The 14704-nt window shown below is 68.4% G+C and carries 15 protein-coding genes and 1 pseudogene; 10 read left to right on the top strand and 6 right to left on the bottom strand.

Annotation, left to right across the window (positions count from 1 at the left end; genetic code table 11):
* Positions 1-1091: 1091 nt before the first annotated feature.
* On the top strand, positions 1092-1298 hold the full coding sequence (locus M8I34_RS26925) for a hypothetical protein (RefSeq protein ID WP_250053436.1): 207 nt from the start codon (positions 1092-1094) through the stop codon (positions 1296-1298).
* A gap of 99 nt (positions 1299-1397) precedes the next feature.
* On the opposite strand, the gene M8I34_RS26920 is transcribed toward M8I34_RS26925, so the two are convergent.
* Positions 1398-1988 (bottom strand): TetR family transcriptional regulator, encoded by a 591-nt coding sequence (locus M8I34_RS26920; RefSeq protein WP_250053434.1) that lies wholly within the window; start codon positions 1986-1988, stop codon positions 1398-1400.
* A gap of 310 nt (positions 1989-2298) precedes the next feature.
* Between M8I34_RS26920 and M8I34_RS26915 the strand changes: the two genes are divergently transcribed.
* Both M8I34_RS26915 and M8I34_RS26910 read left to right on the top strand, forming a co-directional pair.
* On the top strand, positions 2299-3210 hold the full coding sequence (locus M8I34_RS26915) for an SDR family oxidoreductase (RefSeq protein WP_250053432.1): 912 nt from the start codon (positions 2299-2301) through the stop codon (positions 3208-3210).
* Between the two features lie 344 nt (positions 3211-3554).
* Positions 3555-3971: an NUDIX hydrolase gene (locus M8I34_RS26910; protein ID WP_374210994.1), complete on the top strand. Its 417-nt coding sequence runs from the start codon at positions 3555-3557 to the stop codon at positions 3969-3971.
* Between the two features lie 43 nt (positions 3972-4014).
* Here M8I34_RS26910 and M8I34_RS26905 read toward each other — a convergent pair.
* From M8I34_RS26905 to M8I34_RS26895, 3 genes and pseudogenes are all read right to left on the bottom strand, one after another.
* A pseudogene (locus M8I34_RS26905) lies at positions 4015-4185 on the bottom strand (IS1380 family transposase); the annotation flags it as partial.
* 121 nt (positions 4186-4306) lie between these two features.
* Positions 4307-5230 carry a proline iminopeptidase-family hydrolase gene (locus M8I34_RS26900; RefSeq protein WP_250053428.1) on the bottom strand — a complete coding sequence of 308 codons (924 nt, stop codon included), beginning with the start codon at positions 5228-5230 and terminating at the stop codon, positions 4307-4309.
* Positions 5227-5589, bottom strand: a complete 363-nt coding sequence (locus M8I34_RS26895; RefSeq protein WP_250053426.1) for a nuclear transport factor 2 family protein — start codon at positions 5587-5589, stop codon at positions 5227-5229. The genes M8I34_RS26900 and M8I34_RS26895 overlap by 4 nt, the downstream gene beginning before the upstream one ends.
* Positions 5590-6482: 893 nt before the next feature.
* On the opposite strand from M8I34_RS26895, the gene M8I34_RS26890 reads away from it, so the two are divergent.
* Together M8I34_RS26890 and M8I34_RS26885 are read left to right on the top strand one after the other, a co-directional pair.
* On the top strand, positions 6483-6923 hold the full coding sequence (locus M8I34_RS26890) for a VOC family protein (RefSeq protein ID WP_250053425.1): 441 nt from the start codon (positions 6483-6485) through the stop codon (positions 6921-6923).
* A gap of 17 nt (positions 6924-6940) precedes the next feature.
* A complete protein-coding gene (locus M8I34_RS26885; RefSeq protein WP_250053423.1) occupies positions 6941-7150 on the top strand; it encodes a hypothetical protein in 210 nt (69 codons plus the stop codon).
* A gap of 692 nt (positions 7151-7842) precedes the next feature.
* Here the strand turns inward: M8I34_RS26885 and M8I34_RS26880 are convergent.
* Entirely contained in the window at positions 7843-8832 is a 990-nt protein-coding gene (locus M8I34_RS26880) for a YafY family protein (RefSeq protein WP_250053421.1), read from the bottom strand.
* Positions 8833-8987: 155 nt separating this feature from the next.
* Here M8I34_RS26880 and M8I34_RS26875 point away from each other — a divergent pair, with 155 nt between their 5' ends.
* The 3 genes from M8I34_RS26875 (at position 8988) to M8I34_RS26865 (ending at position 11650) form a co-directional block, all read left to right on the top strand.
* The gene (locus M8I34_RS26875) at positions 8988-9410 is read left to right on the top strand and encodes a VOC family protein (RefSeq protein ID WP_250053419.1); all 423 of its coding nucleotides are present in this window, start codon (positions 8988-8990) and stop codon (positions 9408-9410) included.
* 106 nt (positions 9411-9516) lie between these two features.
* Positions 9517-10548 carry an aldo/keto reductase gene (locus M8I34_RS26870; protein WP_250053416.1) on the top strand — a complete coding sequence of 344 codons (1032 nt, stop codon included), beginning with the start codon at positions 9517-9519 and terminating at the stop codon, positions 10546-10548.
* A gap of 7 nt (positions 10549-10555) precedes the next feature.
* Entirely contained in the window at positions 10556-11650 is a 1095-nt protein-coding gene (locus M8I34_RS26865; protein WP_250053415.1) for a winged helix DNA-binding domain-containing protein, read from the top strand.
* Between the two features lie 274 nt (positions 11651-11924).
* Here the strand turns inward: M8I34_RS26865 and M8I34_RS26860 are convergent, their stop codons facing one another.
* A complete protein-coding gene (locus tag M8I34_RS26860; RefSeq protein ID WP_250053413.1) occupies positions 11925-12206 on the bottom strand; it encodes a hypothetical protein in 282 nt (93 codons plus the stop codon).
* A 410-nt stretch (positions 12207-12616) separates the two neighbouring features.
* On the opposite strand from M8I34_RS26860, the gene M8I34_RS26855 reads away from it, so the two are divergent.
* Positions 12617-13483, top strand: a complete 867-nt coding sequence (locus M8I34_RS26855) for a helix-turn-helix transcriptional regulator (protein WP_250053411.1) — start codon at positions 12617-12619, stop codon at positions 13481-13483.
* A gap of 44 nt (positions 13484-13527) precedes the next feature.
* Positions 13528-14511 (top strand): zinc-binding dehydrogenase, encoded by a 984-nt coding sequence (locus M8I34_RS26850; protein ID WP_250053409.1) that lies wholly within the window; start codon positions 13528-13530, stop codon positions 14509-14511.
* The last annotated feature ends 193 nt before the right edge of the window (positions 14512-14704 follow it).

The following is a 14704-nucleotide window of genomic DNA, read 5'->3' as shown; positions in this document are numbered from 1 at the left end:
GCCGACAGTGGTGTGCGCGGGAGGCAGACCGACCTCGGCCCGCATCAACGCAGCGCTGCTCGGGCGCCGCTGCCAGTCTCGATGCTCTGTCGCGGCTCCTACATGAGGCAGTGACCACAAGATGACCGTATGCGCGGAGAACAACAGTGGCCAGATGGAGTGCGGTCGGTATCACTGAACGACTGCCAGGCAGAATGGTGTTTCGGGGCGTCGGCTGGTGTCAGCGTCCCGAAACGCTCGGTACGTCGCGGCGATAGGATCAGTTCCGTGCCTGACTGGGCGACAGAAACTCAGAGGTGACGTGGGCGGCGGACCGGCCCACCCGGCGGGTGCGGTCGGTGACTGACGGGGCCCGGTTTCGCTGGCCGGCCCCGACGCCGATCTGGCCACTCCCGTCGAGGAGGTGGGCCTGCTTGGGCGACCAGGTGAGGGCAGCTTGGTGGCAGAGCCCCGGTTCCTGGCCCTCGCTTGCAGCCCGGCACCTTCTTTGCCGCGCCTTGGCCCGTCGTGGCGGCGGGAACGCCTGAGGGCTGTCCCGTAATCCCTGGCGGGCGCACGACGACAGCTACGGCACTCCCCCAGCTAACGCTGGGAGGTGCCCCCACGCCGCGTTGTCGGAACATCCGGATACGCCCAGTATCCGGACGTCCCTCCGCCTTGCGATGCAGCTCGGCATCCGTACAGCAATGGAAGAGCCGAGGCGGAGTGAGCGCAGCGAACGCAGTGCATCTGACGCCGTGCGCTGATCCACCAGGGATTACGGGACAGCCCTTAGCCGCCGCGACGGGTGGTACGAGGGGGCATGGTCACCGTTGCCACGTGGCCGTTCCTGAAGACCTGGCACTACCAAGGGTGCCCAGCAGGTGATGGCGCTCGCCTACGTGGCCAACCGGTCCTACCTCCGCCATCGCTCCCTGCGCCTGAACTAGCCGCCCCTCGAACCCGGTTCGCCCCGCCGCCGCAACGGCCGGGGCGGCGGCAGCTGCCGCAGAGCCAGCTGCCGCAGCCGCGCTTCCACCCCACCCAACCCGCGCCCGTACGGCGCCGCGGCGGTACGCCTCTCCCGCGCAGTCCTGCGCAAGGCACAGGCGATGGCCCACAGATCCCAGCACCCGGTGCCGGTCCTCCCGGTGGAAGTCCTGCAACTCTGCGTCACCCTGCGCCGCGACCTCGCTGACGCCACCGCCGTCGCCGTGCGCCAGTCCCTCGCCGGCGCCGCCACCTGGAAACAGATCGTGAAGGTCATGGACCTGGCGGAGAGCACCCTCAAGACCCACTACTCGCTGCTGGCGAGGTAGAGGGCGAAGCCCCAGGTGCTGATGGGTTCGGCGCCCACTTTCGTCGAGGTCTTGGAACCCGCTTGCTCACGGCGATAGGTGGTCGCGGGCGGAGCGGTATCAGCTTTCAGGCCGCGCCTGCTCCGGTGGAACGGTCGCGGAGAGGGCGTGCAGATCGTCGAAGGCCTGGAGGAGATGTGCGTCCAAGCTCTGTGAGGGGTCGTCGATCCAGGCTTGGGCGGCGTGATGGAAGGTGGCCCAGCCGGTTTGTGCGGCCAGGCCGGCCAGCCGGTCGGGGACATCGCGCTGACGTAGCGCCTCCGCTACGGCTTCGGTGAGGGCTGCGGCCTTGGCCAAGTCGCGTTCCCGGAGGGCGGGGGTCTTGGCGATGACCGCTAGCCGCGGCTCGGAGAACGGGCGGTTGTCCTCAAGGATTCGTCCAGCTTTCCGGAAGGCGCACAGCAGCATGTCGAGTGGCCGCAGGCCATCTGGGGCGTCGGCGACCTCCTGCGTCAGCGCGGCACGTAGGTCGGCTTCGCCGTCGAAGAGCACCTCGCGCTTGTCCGGGAAGTGCCGGAAGAACGTGCGCTCGTTGACGCCTGCCCGGGCGGCGATCTCAGCTGTGGTGGTCTGATCGAACCCACGGTCCCGGTACAGCTCCAGAGCCGCCTGCTGTAGGCGGCGGCGCGCTTCTCTTCCGCTTCGTGGCACCTCTCGAAGATACCGCATACGCCAGCGGCTGACACTGCTTGACGCCAGTGACTGGCGCTACGTAGAGTCAGTCACTGACACTACTTAGCGCCAGTGACTGTCGTTACGTGGGAGGCTTTCGTCGCTGGTGCAGCGTCCCCGATCTTTCGGTCCGAACGCCGTCGAGGCGATCAAGGTCTCCGCAGGCCCTGGCAGGACGGGCACGCGACACGTCGCTGCACTGCTGCCCTCGAAGGCAAGCCATTCCCGTCCCACCCGCACCGGACCCGTTCAACGGCCCCGGTGCGCACACCCACAGAGAGAGCGTTCCATGCATATCTTTGTCACTGGTGGTTCTGGCCAGACCGGCCCCGCCGTCGTCGCCGAACTCGTCGCGGCCGGCCACAACGTCACTGGTCTGGCGCGGTCGGATGCCGCCGCCGCCCGGCTGAAGTCGCTGGGCGCCACACCACACCGCGGCTCCCTGGACGAGCACGACAGCCTGCGCCGCGGCGCCGAAGTCGCCGACGGTGTCCTGCACATGGCCTACGGCGGGGACTTCTCCGACCTCGACGACATGATGAGGCGCGACCGGACCGCGATCGAGGCCCTCGGCCAGCCGTTGGAGCACTCGGGCAAGCCGCTCACCATCACCTCGGGCACGCTGGTCATGCCCGCCGGCCGGGAGAGCACCGAGAAGGACGAACCCGACACGGCCGGGATCGCCGCCTTCCGCATCGCAGGCGAGCGAGCCTGTCTGGACTTCGCCGCCCGGGGGGTACGCGCGAGCGTGGTCCGCCTCGCTCCTACCGTCCACGGCCCTGAAGACCACGGCTTCATCCCCATGCTCATCGCCACCGCACGAAAGACCGGCGTTTCGGCCTACGTCGGCGACGGCACCAACCGGTGGCCCGCAGTGCACCGGCTCGACGCCGCGGTCCTGTTCCGCCTGGCACTGGAGAAGGCTCCTGCGGGCAGTGTGCTGCACGGGGCGGCCGAAAGCGGCGTCACCATGAAGAGCATCGCGCAGACCATCGCCCGGGGCCTGGACCTGCCGACGGTCTCGCTGGCCCCCGAGCAGGCTGCCGGGCACTACGCAAGCCCCTTCATGGCCAGGGTCTACGGCTTCGACGCGCCCGTCTCCAGTGCTCACACACAGGATCTGCTCGGCTGGTCTCCCGCCCATCCGACACTGCTCGATGACCTGGAGCACGGCGACTACTTGGCCACGCCGGCCTCCTGACCTCCTCACCCCCATCCGAACTCCCGTCGTCGGTGTCCTGGGGCGTCCTGGTCGTGCAGAGGCCGCAGTCCCTGGACGGGGACCGACGGTCTGTCCGTCAGCCATTTCGCCTCTTTTGATGGTGCGTCAGTTGCATCAATTGCAGGGGTTGGCTCGTTTGGATGTCCCGACGCCTTGGTTGAAGTGGCGGGAGGGTCTTGGCTTCCGCTGGAGCCACACGCGCGTTATCCGCCTCACGGCCGCGACGGCTGGACAGGCCGACGTCTTATGCGGCATACGGATCGGGGAGAACACGTCAGCAGCGAAGACAAGCCGCTGTCGGACTGGCTGATGCGATTCCCGGGATGAAGGGAGAAGGCATGGAGGAGAGGCCGGTATCGGCGGCCGTGATCGTGCGCGGTGGCTGTGTGCTGCTGGTGCGCCGAGCGGTCGAGGAGGGGGATCTGCGCTGGCAGTTCCCGGCGGGCAAGCTCGAGGTCGGCGAGTTGCCGGAGCCGGCGGCCGTGCGGGAGACGCAGGAGGATACGGGCCTGGCCGTCGAGGTGGTCAAGGCGCTGGGCGGCCGGGTGCACCCGAAGACGGGTCGGCTGATGCACTATGTGGCCTGCTCCGTCATCTCCGGTGCGGCGCATGTCGCGGATGAAGAGGAGCTGGCCGAGGTGGTCTGGGTCGCGCACGCGGAGATCCCGGCCTACGTGCCCTATGGGCTGTTCGAGCCGGTGCAGGAGTACCTCGACGGCGAGCTGGCTGCGGCCGAGTAGATCGGCGCGGCACAAGGAAGCCCCGCCCCTTCATGGGGGCGGGGACCATCAACTCCCCGCCCCCATCCGGGGCATGGTTGCCAGCCAGCGACCAGACCCGCGCGCGGACTTCACAGCGTGCTCGTCGGACGGCCCGCAGTGCCTTGTCACCCGAGACGGCGAGGGCATCGATGAGGCGGGAGACGGTCAGATCGGAGGCCACCGGACCGGAGGCGACCGACTACCTCGGCACGGCCGTCACGGCGGTGTTCGATGTTCGACGACACCTGCGGAAACCTGATCACGATTGCTCGGCAGAAGCCACGGGCGCCGAACGGCGCGCGCCGGGCCGGCCGTCACGCTGCAAAGCACTGGCCACGGCCGCCGGTGCCGCCCGCTCGGCAGTTTCGTCCCGACGCGCGTGCTTCGACGCGCGCCATGTAGTCCTGAATAAGGGAGACGTACGCATCACGAAGGGGCTCCTCCTCCAGATATCCCATATGGGCTGCGCCGGGCTGCGTTACATGCTCGGAATCCGGTATTCTTTCGGCGATATCGGCGAGATGCGCGGGAACGCATTCGTCGAACTCGCCACCGAGAACGAGTGTGGGGACCTGGATCCGCTCAAGTGCTTCGAAAATGTCCCAGTCCTTGAGAGTGCCGGTCACGTGGTAGTCCGCATGCCCGATCATTGTCCGGAACGTTGTCACACTCATGCGTTCCGGGTCCAGGATCACGGAAGAGGTACGCAGCACGCACGCGCGCATGTACTCCTCTTGGGCCACCCAATAATCGGGATCGCCTGTCTCGCCTCTCAGCTCCCGGCCGTAGGTGCGGTCGAGTACGTTGCCCGGCAGTTTCGCCATCAGGTCGCGGACCTCCTGCTCGAACCGGGGCACGCTCGCCAGGCCATTGGCGCAGACCAGGCTGGTCCATTCCGGCGCCCGCTCCGCGGCGTACTGAAGGCCAAGCATCGCCCCCCAGGAGTGGCCGTAGACATGCGGGCGTTCCAGGCCGAGCCCCTCGGAAACCGCGCCCAGTTCGTCGAGGAAGCGGTCCACCGTCAGCAGCGAGATATCGTCGACCGGATCCGAACGCCCTACGCCGAGCTGGTCGTACCAGACGACCTCGCGCTCCTGGGCGAGTGGCGCGAAGGCGTCGAACAGCAGGTCACTCGGGTACCCCGGTCCGCCGTGGACGAGCAGCAACGGCGCACCACCGCTGCCCGTTCTGCGGTACCACACCTTGCCCCCCGGTACGGAAATCCTGCCTTCCGTCATGCCGGCCCCACCTCATATGCATACTCCTCCATCCGGTCGATGAGATAGCCATCGAACCGGAAGTACATCGCGGCGTGGACCTCGCTCCGCGACCCGTCCGGCATGGTCAGGCGAAGAACGTGCTGCTGAAGTACCTCGTTCGCGCTGTGCAATTGGCGTGTTATGTCGAACCGCAGCGAACCGACCATGTCGGCAAGGGGCTTGAGCTGTTCCAGTTTTTCGTCGATCGTCTGCTCTCCCTTGCCGTCGTTGTGCCATACGGTGGCCGTTTCCGTGCACATGGCCCGCACTTCGTCGAAGTCATACGATTCCAGGTGCCGCAGGCACCGAGTCGCCATCTCGCCGGTGTTCTTCCTCATGTCACATTCCTCTGAGGGGACTGGTTCGGTGACCCCAAACATAGGAAAGAAGGCCCGCAGAGATAAGTCTTGACTTGGTTCTGCGCTTCGGGCAGTCGGATAGCGAGCACGAAAGACCCGCAAGTCAGAGGGGTGGCGGCACGCCCGAGAGGACATCTTCGGGGGGAAAATCGATAGTTGATCCCGCGGGAAGCGCTGCGGAAGGGCGGCAGCCGCGTCGGCCGGTTGACGACCGCTGAGCACGTTGGAGCGCACCGCACCTCTCGTATGCCCGTCAGTTTCGCTTTCTGCGGCAGGTGGCGGGCAGGCCGAGGGCCCGAGAGCCGTCTCGGGTGAGCGCCGGGTTCCACTGCTCCGGACTGTGCTGGTGTCTCGTAGGGGTGGGAACAGTCCTGGTCAGCCAGGGTTTGGCAGGACGGCAAGCCGGCCGAGGGCAGCTGTGATGTCGTGGGCTTCGCGAGCCAGGACACGAAGTCGCGGGTGCCGCCGGGGGCAGCGCGGCCCCCAGCTGGCGCCGGCGCCACGCGGCGGGGCCCGGACGGGTGCGGCGAGGGTGAGCGGCACGGGGAACTCCACCCGCCAAGGGTGACCCGGCACCGGGAATTCATTGGGGAGGCGCAATGCTCAAGCGCGCACGTTGCGAATCGTCGAGGAAGCATGGGAAAGCGGGGGCGGCACGCTGCGGCTGATCGTCTTCATGGGAGCGGCCACCTGCGCCGCACTTACCCTCGGTGGTGGCGCCTGGCTCGGTGGGCCTGCTGTAGCGGTGCTGAGGCGCGACCGAGATTTTTTTGGAGTTCGGCGGTCCGAGGATGTCGAGAACGTGTCACCGGTTCCGTCCCAGGGACATCAGCGGCCACCACAGGCCGCACGAGGAAGAAGGAGAAACCATCATGGCGATTCAGCGGATGGACAACGTCGGCATCGTCGTCGAGGACATGGATGCCGCCATCGCGTTCTTCGTGGAACTCGGTATGGAGCTGGAGGGCAGGGCGGAGGTCGAGGGCCTCGTCGCCGACCAGTGCACCGGACTCGACGGCGTCCGCTGTGACATCGCGATGGTCCGGACCCCGGACGGTCACAGTCGGCTCGAGCTGGCTAAGTACCGCAGCCCCGCGGTGATCAGCGCCGGGCCGCGCAACCGGCCGCACAACATTCTGGGCACGCACCGCGTCATGTTCGCCGTCGACGACATCGAGGACACCGTTGCCCGCCTGCGCCCTCACGGCGCCGAACTCGTCGGCGAGATCGCCCGGTTCGAGGACAGCTATCTGCTCTGCTACGTCCGCGGCCCGGAGGGCATCATCGTCGGACTGGCCGAGCAACTGCGCTGAGAAGGAGGAACCGAACCATGCGGCCGAACGAGATCATTGAGGTTCGGAACCGCTCGATAAGCCAGGAGCTGCCGGCCCGTGACGTGACCCGCCTGGCCTACGTCGCCAAGGACGGAGATCCGCGCAACGTATCGATTGCCTTCACCTGGAACGGGTCGCACCTCGTCATGCGTACGACGAAGATCGCGCCCAAACTCCTGTGGCCACCCTTGCGCCCAGGCTCCTGAAACGACGGCACCAGCAGGTGAGAGACATCTGAGTGTCCGGAGAAACGTCCCACTTGGGCTCCGCCGCATGATCCGGGGGAGGGGCGGGATGAGAGGTGGGTGTGGCGAGCATCGGATCCGGAAGGTACCGGGGAGAAGGCATGGTCGACGTCTTCCACCGCGTGCCGTGGGTGCTGGGCGGTGTCGCCCGGTCAGCGGATCCGGGGCAGGGCCTTGTCCGGGTGCGCGGCGGGTACGTACTTCACGGCGATGCTGGGGTGGATGCCGAAGAGGCGGACGAGGGGGCCGTCCAGCCGGTCCAGGGCCCCGGCCAGTCGATCGCTGGACAGCTGCCGCGGCAGGGGTACTCCAGCGGGCAGCTGTGGCCCGGCCGTGGGGTTGAGGAAGGTCAGCCGCTCCTGCTTCAGGGCCCGGAAAATGCTGCGCAGCCCGCGGGCTGCGTTGCCCTGATGGCGGGCGAGTTCACCCTTGATGTGATCGGCGGTGACCTGCCGCAGGTCCGGCCCGGCCGCTGTTCACGAGGTCAGGGTCGGCCAGGCGATGCGCAGGTAGTGATGGAGGCGCCGGAAGCCAGTCGTTCGGGCAAAGGACCGCTTGTGCCAGCCCTTTCCTCGTTCTCGGGTCGCGTGTGGAGGAGGGCTGGGTCTGTGCCGGACGTTCGAAGGGTTTGAGCGGCGTGGTGAGTTTCAGGCTCACGGCGTCGGACCGATCCTTGGACTTGTGGCGCGGGCGTAGCGGGCGGCGAGGTCTGCGAATGCGGTGGCCAGTTGGGGTGGGCCGATGACTTCGATATCGGTGTCGAAGCAGCCGATGGTCGCGGCGAGTCCGGTCCATGACCAGGAGCCGAGGGTGAGTCGGCAGTGGTGAGGGCCGAGTTCCTCGACGATTCCGTCCTGGGAGAAGGGCGCGACGTCGGCGGCCGGGAGGTGGAGGATGACTTCGCCCAGGCAGGGCCAGTCGGTGGTGGTGCCGTCGTTGCCGCGGAATCGGCTGGTGATGAAGGTGGAGACGTTGCCGCCGGGGAGTTCGCGAGGGGTGAAGCGGGGGCCGGTGGGTGTCCGGGGGTGGAGGCGGTCGACGCGGAAGGTGCGCCAGTCCTCGCGATCGAGGTCCCAGGCCACGAGGTACCAGCGATGACGCCAGATGACCAGGTGGTGGGGTTGTACTCGGCGGGGGTTGTCGGCTGAGGCGCTCGGGCCCGGCGCGTAGTCGAGGCGCAGTTCCTCGCGGGCGTGGATGACGCGGCTGAGGTCCGTCAGGACCTGAGCATCGACCTGGGGGGTGTCGCCGGCCGCGGGCGGTCGGACGGCGGTGACGCGCAACAGGTCTACGCGGTGACGCAGGCGGGGTGGCATGACCTGGCGGAGGGTGGCCAGAGCGCGGGAAGCGTCTTCGGCACCGGTGGTGCCGGTGGCTGCGGTCTGTAGCGCGACGGCCAAAGCTACGGCCTGGTCGTCGTCGAAGAGCATGGGCGGCATACGAGTGCCCGCCTCCAGCCGGTAGCCGCCGGCCGGTCCTTTGACGGTTCTGATCGGGTAGCCGAGTTCGCGCAGGCGGTCGATGTCACGGCGCACGGTGCGCGAGGTGATGCTGAGGCGCTCGGCGAGATCGTCGCCGGGCCAGTCACGGTGCGTCTGAAGCAGCGAGAGCAGCGCGAGCAGCCGGGAAGACGTTTTATGCATGACACACATCCTGCGCCAAGTACAGGACACGACCTGTCCTCTACCGCTGCCATCGTGGCATACGAGCCGCCCGGGGAGGCATCGCACCTGGTCACGGCAGCCGCTGGTTTGGACGGTCAGCGGCGCAATCGTCACATCAAGGCAAGGAGCAGGTCATGTCCGTCACGACCACCACTCACCTCAACTTCCGGGGCGCTGCACGTGAGGCGCTGGACTTCTACCAGTCCGTCTTCGGCGGATGTACGGGCGCGGTCACCTACAAGGACGCGGGCGCCGTGCAGAACGAGAGCGAGGCGGACTGGGTCATGTGGGGCGAGGTGGCCGGCGACAACGGCTTCCACGTCATGGCCTACGACGTGCCCTCGCAACTGCCCTGGAACCAGGGCGAGAACCCGTTCTTCGTCTCCGTACGCGGTGACGATGCCGAGGAGATCAGCGCCTTGTGGGGCAAGCTCGCCGAGGGCTCGACCATCGTGAGTCCGCTGGAGCCCGCGCAGTGGGCGCCGCTGTACGGCATGCTCACCGACCGGTTCGGCGTCACCTGGGTCCTGGACGTCACCGCTCCGTACAACGGCTGAACCAACCGACCTACCTGACATGCCTACGCCGTCCGGGCCGCCGCCACACGGGCGGCCCGGACGGCGCGGGCACAACACGTGCAGCAGCGGAAGGAAACGGGTCACCGTGAGGATGCGGAAGCTGGGACGGACCGGCATCGAAGTCAGTGCCTACTGCCTGGGCACCATGATGTTCGGCAAGATGGGCAATCCGGATCACGACGACTGCGTGCGCATGATCCACCGGGCGCTGGGCGAGGGCATCAACTTCGTCGACACCGCCGACGTCTACGGCTACAGCGAGACCGAGGAGATCGTCGGAAAGGCCCTCCAGGGGCACCGCGACGATGTCGTGCTGGCGACCAAGTTCAACGGCCCGATGGGCGAGGGCCCCAACCGCAGCGGCAGCTCCCGGCGCTGGATCGTCCAGGCGGTCGAGGGCTCGCTGAAGCGGCTGCGGACCGACCACATCGACCTCTACCAGATCCACCACCCCGACCCGTACACGGACATCGAGGAGACCCTCTCCGCGCTCACCGACCTCGTACGGGCCGGGAAGGTCCGGGCGATCGGCTCCTCCAACCTGCCGGCCTCGGAGATCGTCGAAGCCCAGTGGGTGTCCCAGCGGCGTGGACTGCACCGCCTGCGCACCGAGCAGCCCACCTACTCCATCCTCAACCGCGGCATCGAGCGGGAGATCCTGCCCGCCTGCCACCGCTACGGCCTGGGCGTTCTGGTGTGGAGCCCACTCGCCATGGGCCTGCTCACCGGCCGCTACCGCAAGAATGCCCAACGGCCCGACAACGCCCGCATGAAGTGGGTCCCCGGGCACCTCACCGACGAACGCAAGCTCGACGCGGTCGAGCAGCTGCTCACCCTCGCCGAAGAAGCCGGCCACACCCTCACACACCTGGCCATGGCCTTCGCCACCAGCCACCCCGACGTCACCTCCGCCGTCATCGGCCCGCGCACCATGGACCAGCTCGACGACCTGCTCACCGGCGCCACCCTCACCCTCGACGACGACATCCTCGACAGGATTGACGCAATCGTCCCGCCCGGAACCGATATCAGCCCTCTGGACGTGTCCTACACACCCCCCTCCCTCAACCGCACGGACCTGCGCCGACGTCCGTCCCACGAGCGAGCCGCAGCCTGAGAACGCCATGACCTTCCTCAACAGCCGCGCCCTCAACCGCGCCACCCTCGCCCGCCAGCACCTGCTCACGCGCAGCGACACATCCGCCCCCGAGGCGGTGGCCCACCTGTGCGGCCTGCAAGCGCAAGAGCCCCAGGAACCCTTCATCGGGCTGTGGTCTCGCCTGACCGACTTCAAGCCGGAGCAACTGGACGATGCGCTTTCCGGCCGCACGGTGGTGCGCACCCACATGATGCGCCGCACTGTCCACCTCATCACCGCCGACGACGCACTCGCCTGGCGAGCCCGTCACGACACCATGCTGCGCCAGCGAGTTCTGGGAACCTACCGGCGCGAACTGGCCGGCATCGACGTGGACGAGGTCGCCGCCGCCGGCCGCGCGGCCATGGCCGACCAGCAGCCCCGCACCATGAGCGAGCTCGTACAAGCCCTCGAAGACCGCTGGCCCGGCCCACCACGACGTGTCCTGGGCGAGCTGCTCATCGCAGCCCTCATCCCCATGGTCCAGCTCCCACCCCGCGGTCTGTGGCACCAGACTGCCGGCGTGCGCAACCTGCCGTTGGCCACCTGGCTGGAACGGGACATCGCCCCCCTGCCCGCCGATGACAACGATCCCGTCGGACAGCAGCTGCTACGCCGCTACCTCGCCGCCTACGGGCCCGCCGCCAGCTCGGACCTACGTGCCTGGTGCGGCCTCGCGGGGCTTCCCGCCGCCATCAAAGCCGCCCGAGAAGAACTCGTCGTCTTCCACGACGAACACGGCCGCGAACTGCTCGACCTGCCCGACGCACCCCGCCCCCACCCCGATACCCCCGCCCCGGTCCGGTTCCTCCCGGCCTTCGACAACGCCATCCTCGGCTACCGCGACCGTAGCCGCATCATCGACGCTCCCCACCTCGGTCTGTCCGTCGCAGGCCACCGCACCGTCCTCGTCGAGGGGCGCGTCACCGCCACCTGGACCGTGCGCAGCCACCAACTTCGCATCAGTCCCCTCCGGCCCCTCACCGCCCTGGAGCAAGAAGCCGTCCACGCCGAAGCCCAGGACCTGACCAACTTCCTGGACGACGACATCGAGCACATCCAACTCGACACCGAGAACTGACGGTCATGCGCTTCAGGTCCCGACCTGACGGGACCTTTCGCGAAACGTGAACGGCCGGCGCCTCCGGGGTGACCGTCGCGGTATGTCCGCAGTCGGGGGAGGTGAAGGAGAACCGGTAGCCGACACACTCGCGGCAGGCGGCGACATCGCCGTTCCTCCACTTCGGCAGGAGGTGCGGTTCCCCATTCCCGCCCCGCCGCACGCCTTGAGCAAGTTCGAGGCCGGCGGGACCGTTCTTCTCCTCGGGCGCCGGAGTACCGGTGGGCTGCTCGTTTCACACGACGCTCGGGGGTGTGGTTGACAGCCGGGCCGAGGTGCCGACGACGGCGATGCCGCTGGTGTTGTGGAGGAGGGCGGCGAGGACCGGGTTGATGGAGCCGCCGGCGCCGACGACCGGGCCCAGGAGGCTGACGCCGATGGCGAGGCCGTAGTTCTGGCGGACGACGCGCAGGGTGTGGCGGCTGAGTTCGACGACGGCGGGGACTTGTCTCAGGTAGTCGCCGGGCAGGGCGATGTCGGCGGTTTCGAGGGCGACGTGGGAGGAGTGGGCGCCCATGGCGATGCCGACGTCGGCGAGGGCGAGGGCGAGGGCGGGGGCCGGGGCTGGGGCGACGGACTGTGCCCAGCCAACCGATGTGCTTCAGCCGCGTTGATTGAGCGCCCTGGTCAGGTGCCGTGGCTATTCCCTTCCCGCCCCGGCCCCGCCGGGTGGTCTGTCCGGCTGGCGGGATGGAAGGCCCGCCGCGAGTCGGTCGGCAGACGGGACAGGTCCCTGCCGACGCGCGGCAGGGACCTGTCTGCGACCGGTGGCGTTTCAGACAGCCGCGCTCGATTCGGAGGCAGCGGAGTGAGGTGGCTGGTGTGGGGTGAGGGCCGTCGGCGGCGGCCAACGTGCCTCCTTTCCTCAGCGCCGCGACGCTGACCTTCGGCCGGAGTCGTGCGGGCGCGCTGTTTAAGGTGGAGGTCATGACCAGCGATTGTTCTGCCCTGTCTCGTGACCGTCGTCGCGTCGAGCTTCGTGAGTTTCTGCGCAGTCGCCGGGCCCGGGTCTCGCCGGCTGATGTCGGTATGCCGGATGGTGGGCGGCGGCGGACGCCGGGGCTGCGGCGCGAGGAGGTCGCGGTGCTCGCCGGGGTCGGGGTGTCCTGGTACACGTGGTTGGAGCAGGGGCGCGACATCAAGGTGTCGGAGGAGGTCCTCGACGCGATCGCACGGGTGCTGCTGCTGGATCCCACCGAGCACGTGCATCTGTACCTGCTGGCCGGCCTCAACCCACCGCAGTTCGCCTCCGCGCCCTCCGTGCCCGCCCCGCCGCAGGTGCGGAGGCTGCTGGACGCCTGGTCACCGCGGCCCGGGTACATCCGCGACCGCCACTGGAACTTCACCGACATCAACGAAGCCGCCCGCATCGTGTTCGGCTACGGCGACAGCGACCACAACTGCCTGGTCTCGTTCTTCACCAACGTCCGCTACCGGGTCCTGCAACGGCACTGGGCCGACACCGCCCCAGACGTGGTCGCCGGGTTCCGCGCCGACGCCGCCCGTTATCCCGAGGACCCGGAGTTCGACCGCATCGCCGAGGAACTGGCCCGGAGCAGCCCGGAATTCGCCGAGCTGTGGGACCGTCACGATGTGGCCGAGCACACCAGCGCGGTCAAGGCGGTCGACCATCCCGAAGCCGGAACGCTGGTCTTCGATGCCACCCTGCTGCCGCTGCCCGAACTGCCCGGACACCACCTGATCCTGCACAACCCCCGCCCGGGTACCGACACCCAAGAACGGCTGGAGCAGCTCATGGGCACGCACAGCCTGGTGGTGTCACACCCAGGATGAGCGAACACTGCCGGGCATCGTGACAGCCCGGCAGGATCACTGCCATGAACAGCAACAACACGCAGATGAAGGCAGTGACCATTCCCGAGTTCGGCGAGGCCGAGGTGCTCCGCGTCGAGCAGATGCCGGTCCCCGAGCCCGGCCCCGGACAGGTGTCCATCGACGTGGCTTATGCGGGCGCCAACTTCGCCGAGGTGCTCTACCGGCGCGGCGTGGTGGACGTACCGCTGCCCTTCGTGCCCGGCATCGAAGTCTCCGGCCGCATCCGCGCCCTCGGCGAGGGCGTCACGGACCTGACCGTCGGTCAGCCGGTGGCTGCGCTGACGATCGTCGACAGCGGCGGTTACGCCGAGGTGGTGGTCACCTCCGCGCACCTGGTCGCCCCGCTGGACGGTCTCGGCATCGGACTCGGCGTCGCCGCGGCACTCCCCTCCAACAGCACCACCGCCTTCCTCGTCCTGGACCGGGTGGCGCGCATCGAGCCCGGAGACCGTGTCCTGGTCCACGCCGCGGCGGGCGGTGTGGGCAGCCAGCTCGGCCAGGCCGCCCGGCTGCTGGGCGCCGGCCGTGTGGTCGGGACGGTCGGCAGCGAGGCGAAGATCGAGACCGCCAAGCGATTCGGCTACGACGAGGTGATTCTGCGCGACCAGGTCGCCGAGGCAGGCGAGTTCGACATCGTCGTCGACATGGTCGGCGGCCCCTCCCGCACCGTAAGCCTGGACCGGCTGGCCCCCATGGGACGGCTGGTGGTGATGGGAAACGCCTCGGGCGCCGAAGACGTCGACATCCCCGCCAACCACCTGTGGTTCACCAACAAGACCGTCTCCGGCTTCAACCTCGCCGCCTTCTCCGCGGCCTTCCCCGAAGACGCCGGGCTGGCCCTGCGCCGCGCCGTACAGGCCGCAGCTCAGGGAACTCTGCGGGTACAGGTCGAGGCCCTACCGCTGGAACAGGCCGCCGAGGCACACCGCCGCATCGAATCCGGGCACACCACCGGCAAGCTGGTCCTCACCGTCGCGGCGCCGTGACATGGGGCTGCCCGCATTGAGGTTCTCGAAGGGCGAGCATCCGTCCCCCTTCCTGTCGGCAACGGCCGTCTTGCATTTTCCCTCCGCTGCCGGTGTACACGTGAACGTACTCATCACGTATGGACGCGGGCGTGGGGGAGAGGTCACCTTCGGAGGCTGGCTCGCTGCGCCGTTGCGCGGGCGTGGCTAGGGG

This window comes from Streptomyces sp. MCA2, assembly GCF_023544705.1.
GTDB classification, from domain to species: Bacteria; Actinomycetota; Actinomycetes; order Streptomycetales; family Streptomycetaceae; genus Streptomyces; species Streptomyces decoyicus.
This window is presented reverse-complemented; position numbering and strand designations above follow the sequence as displayed.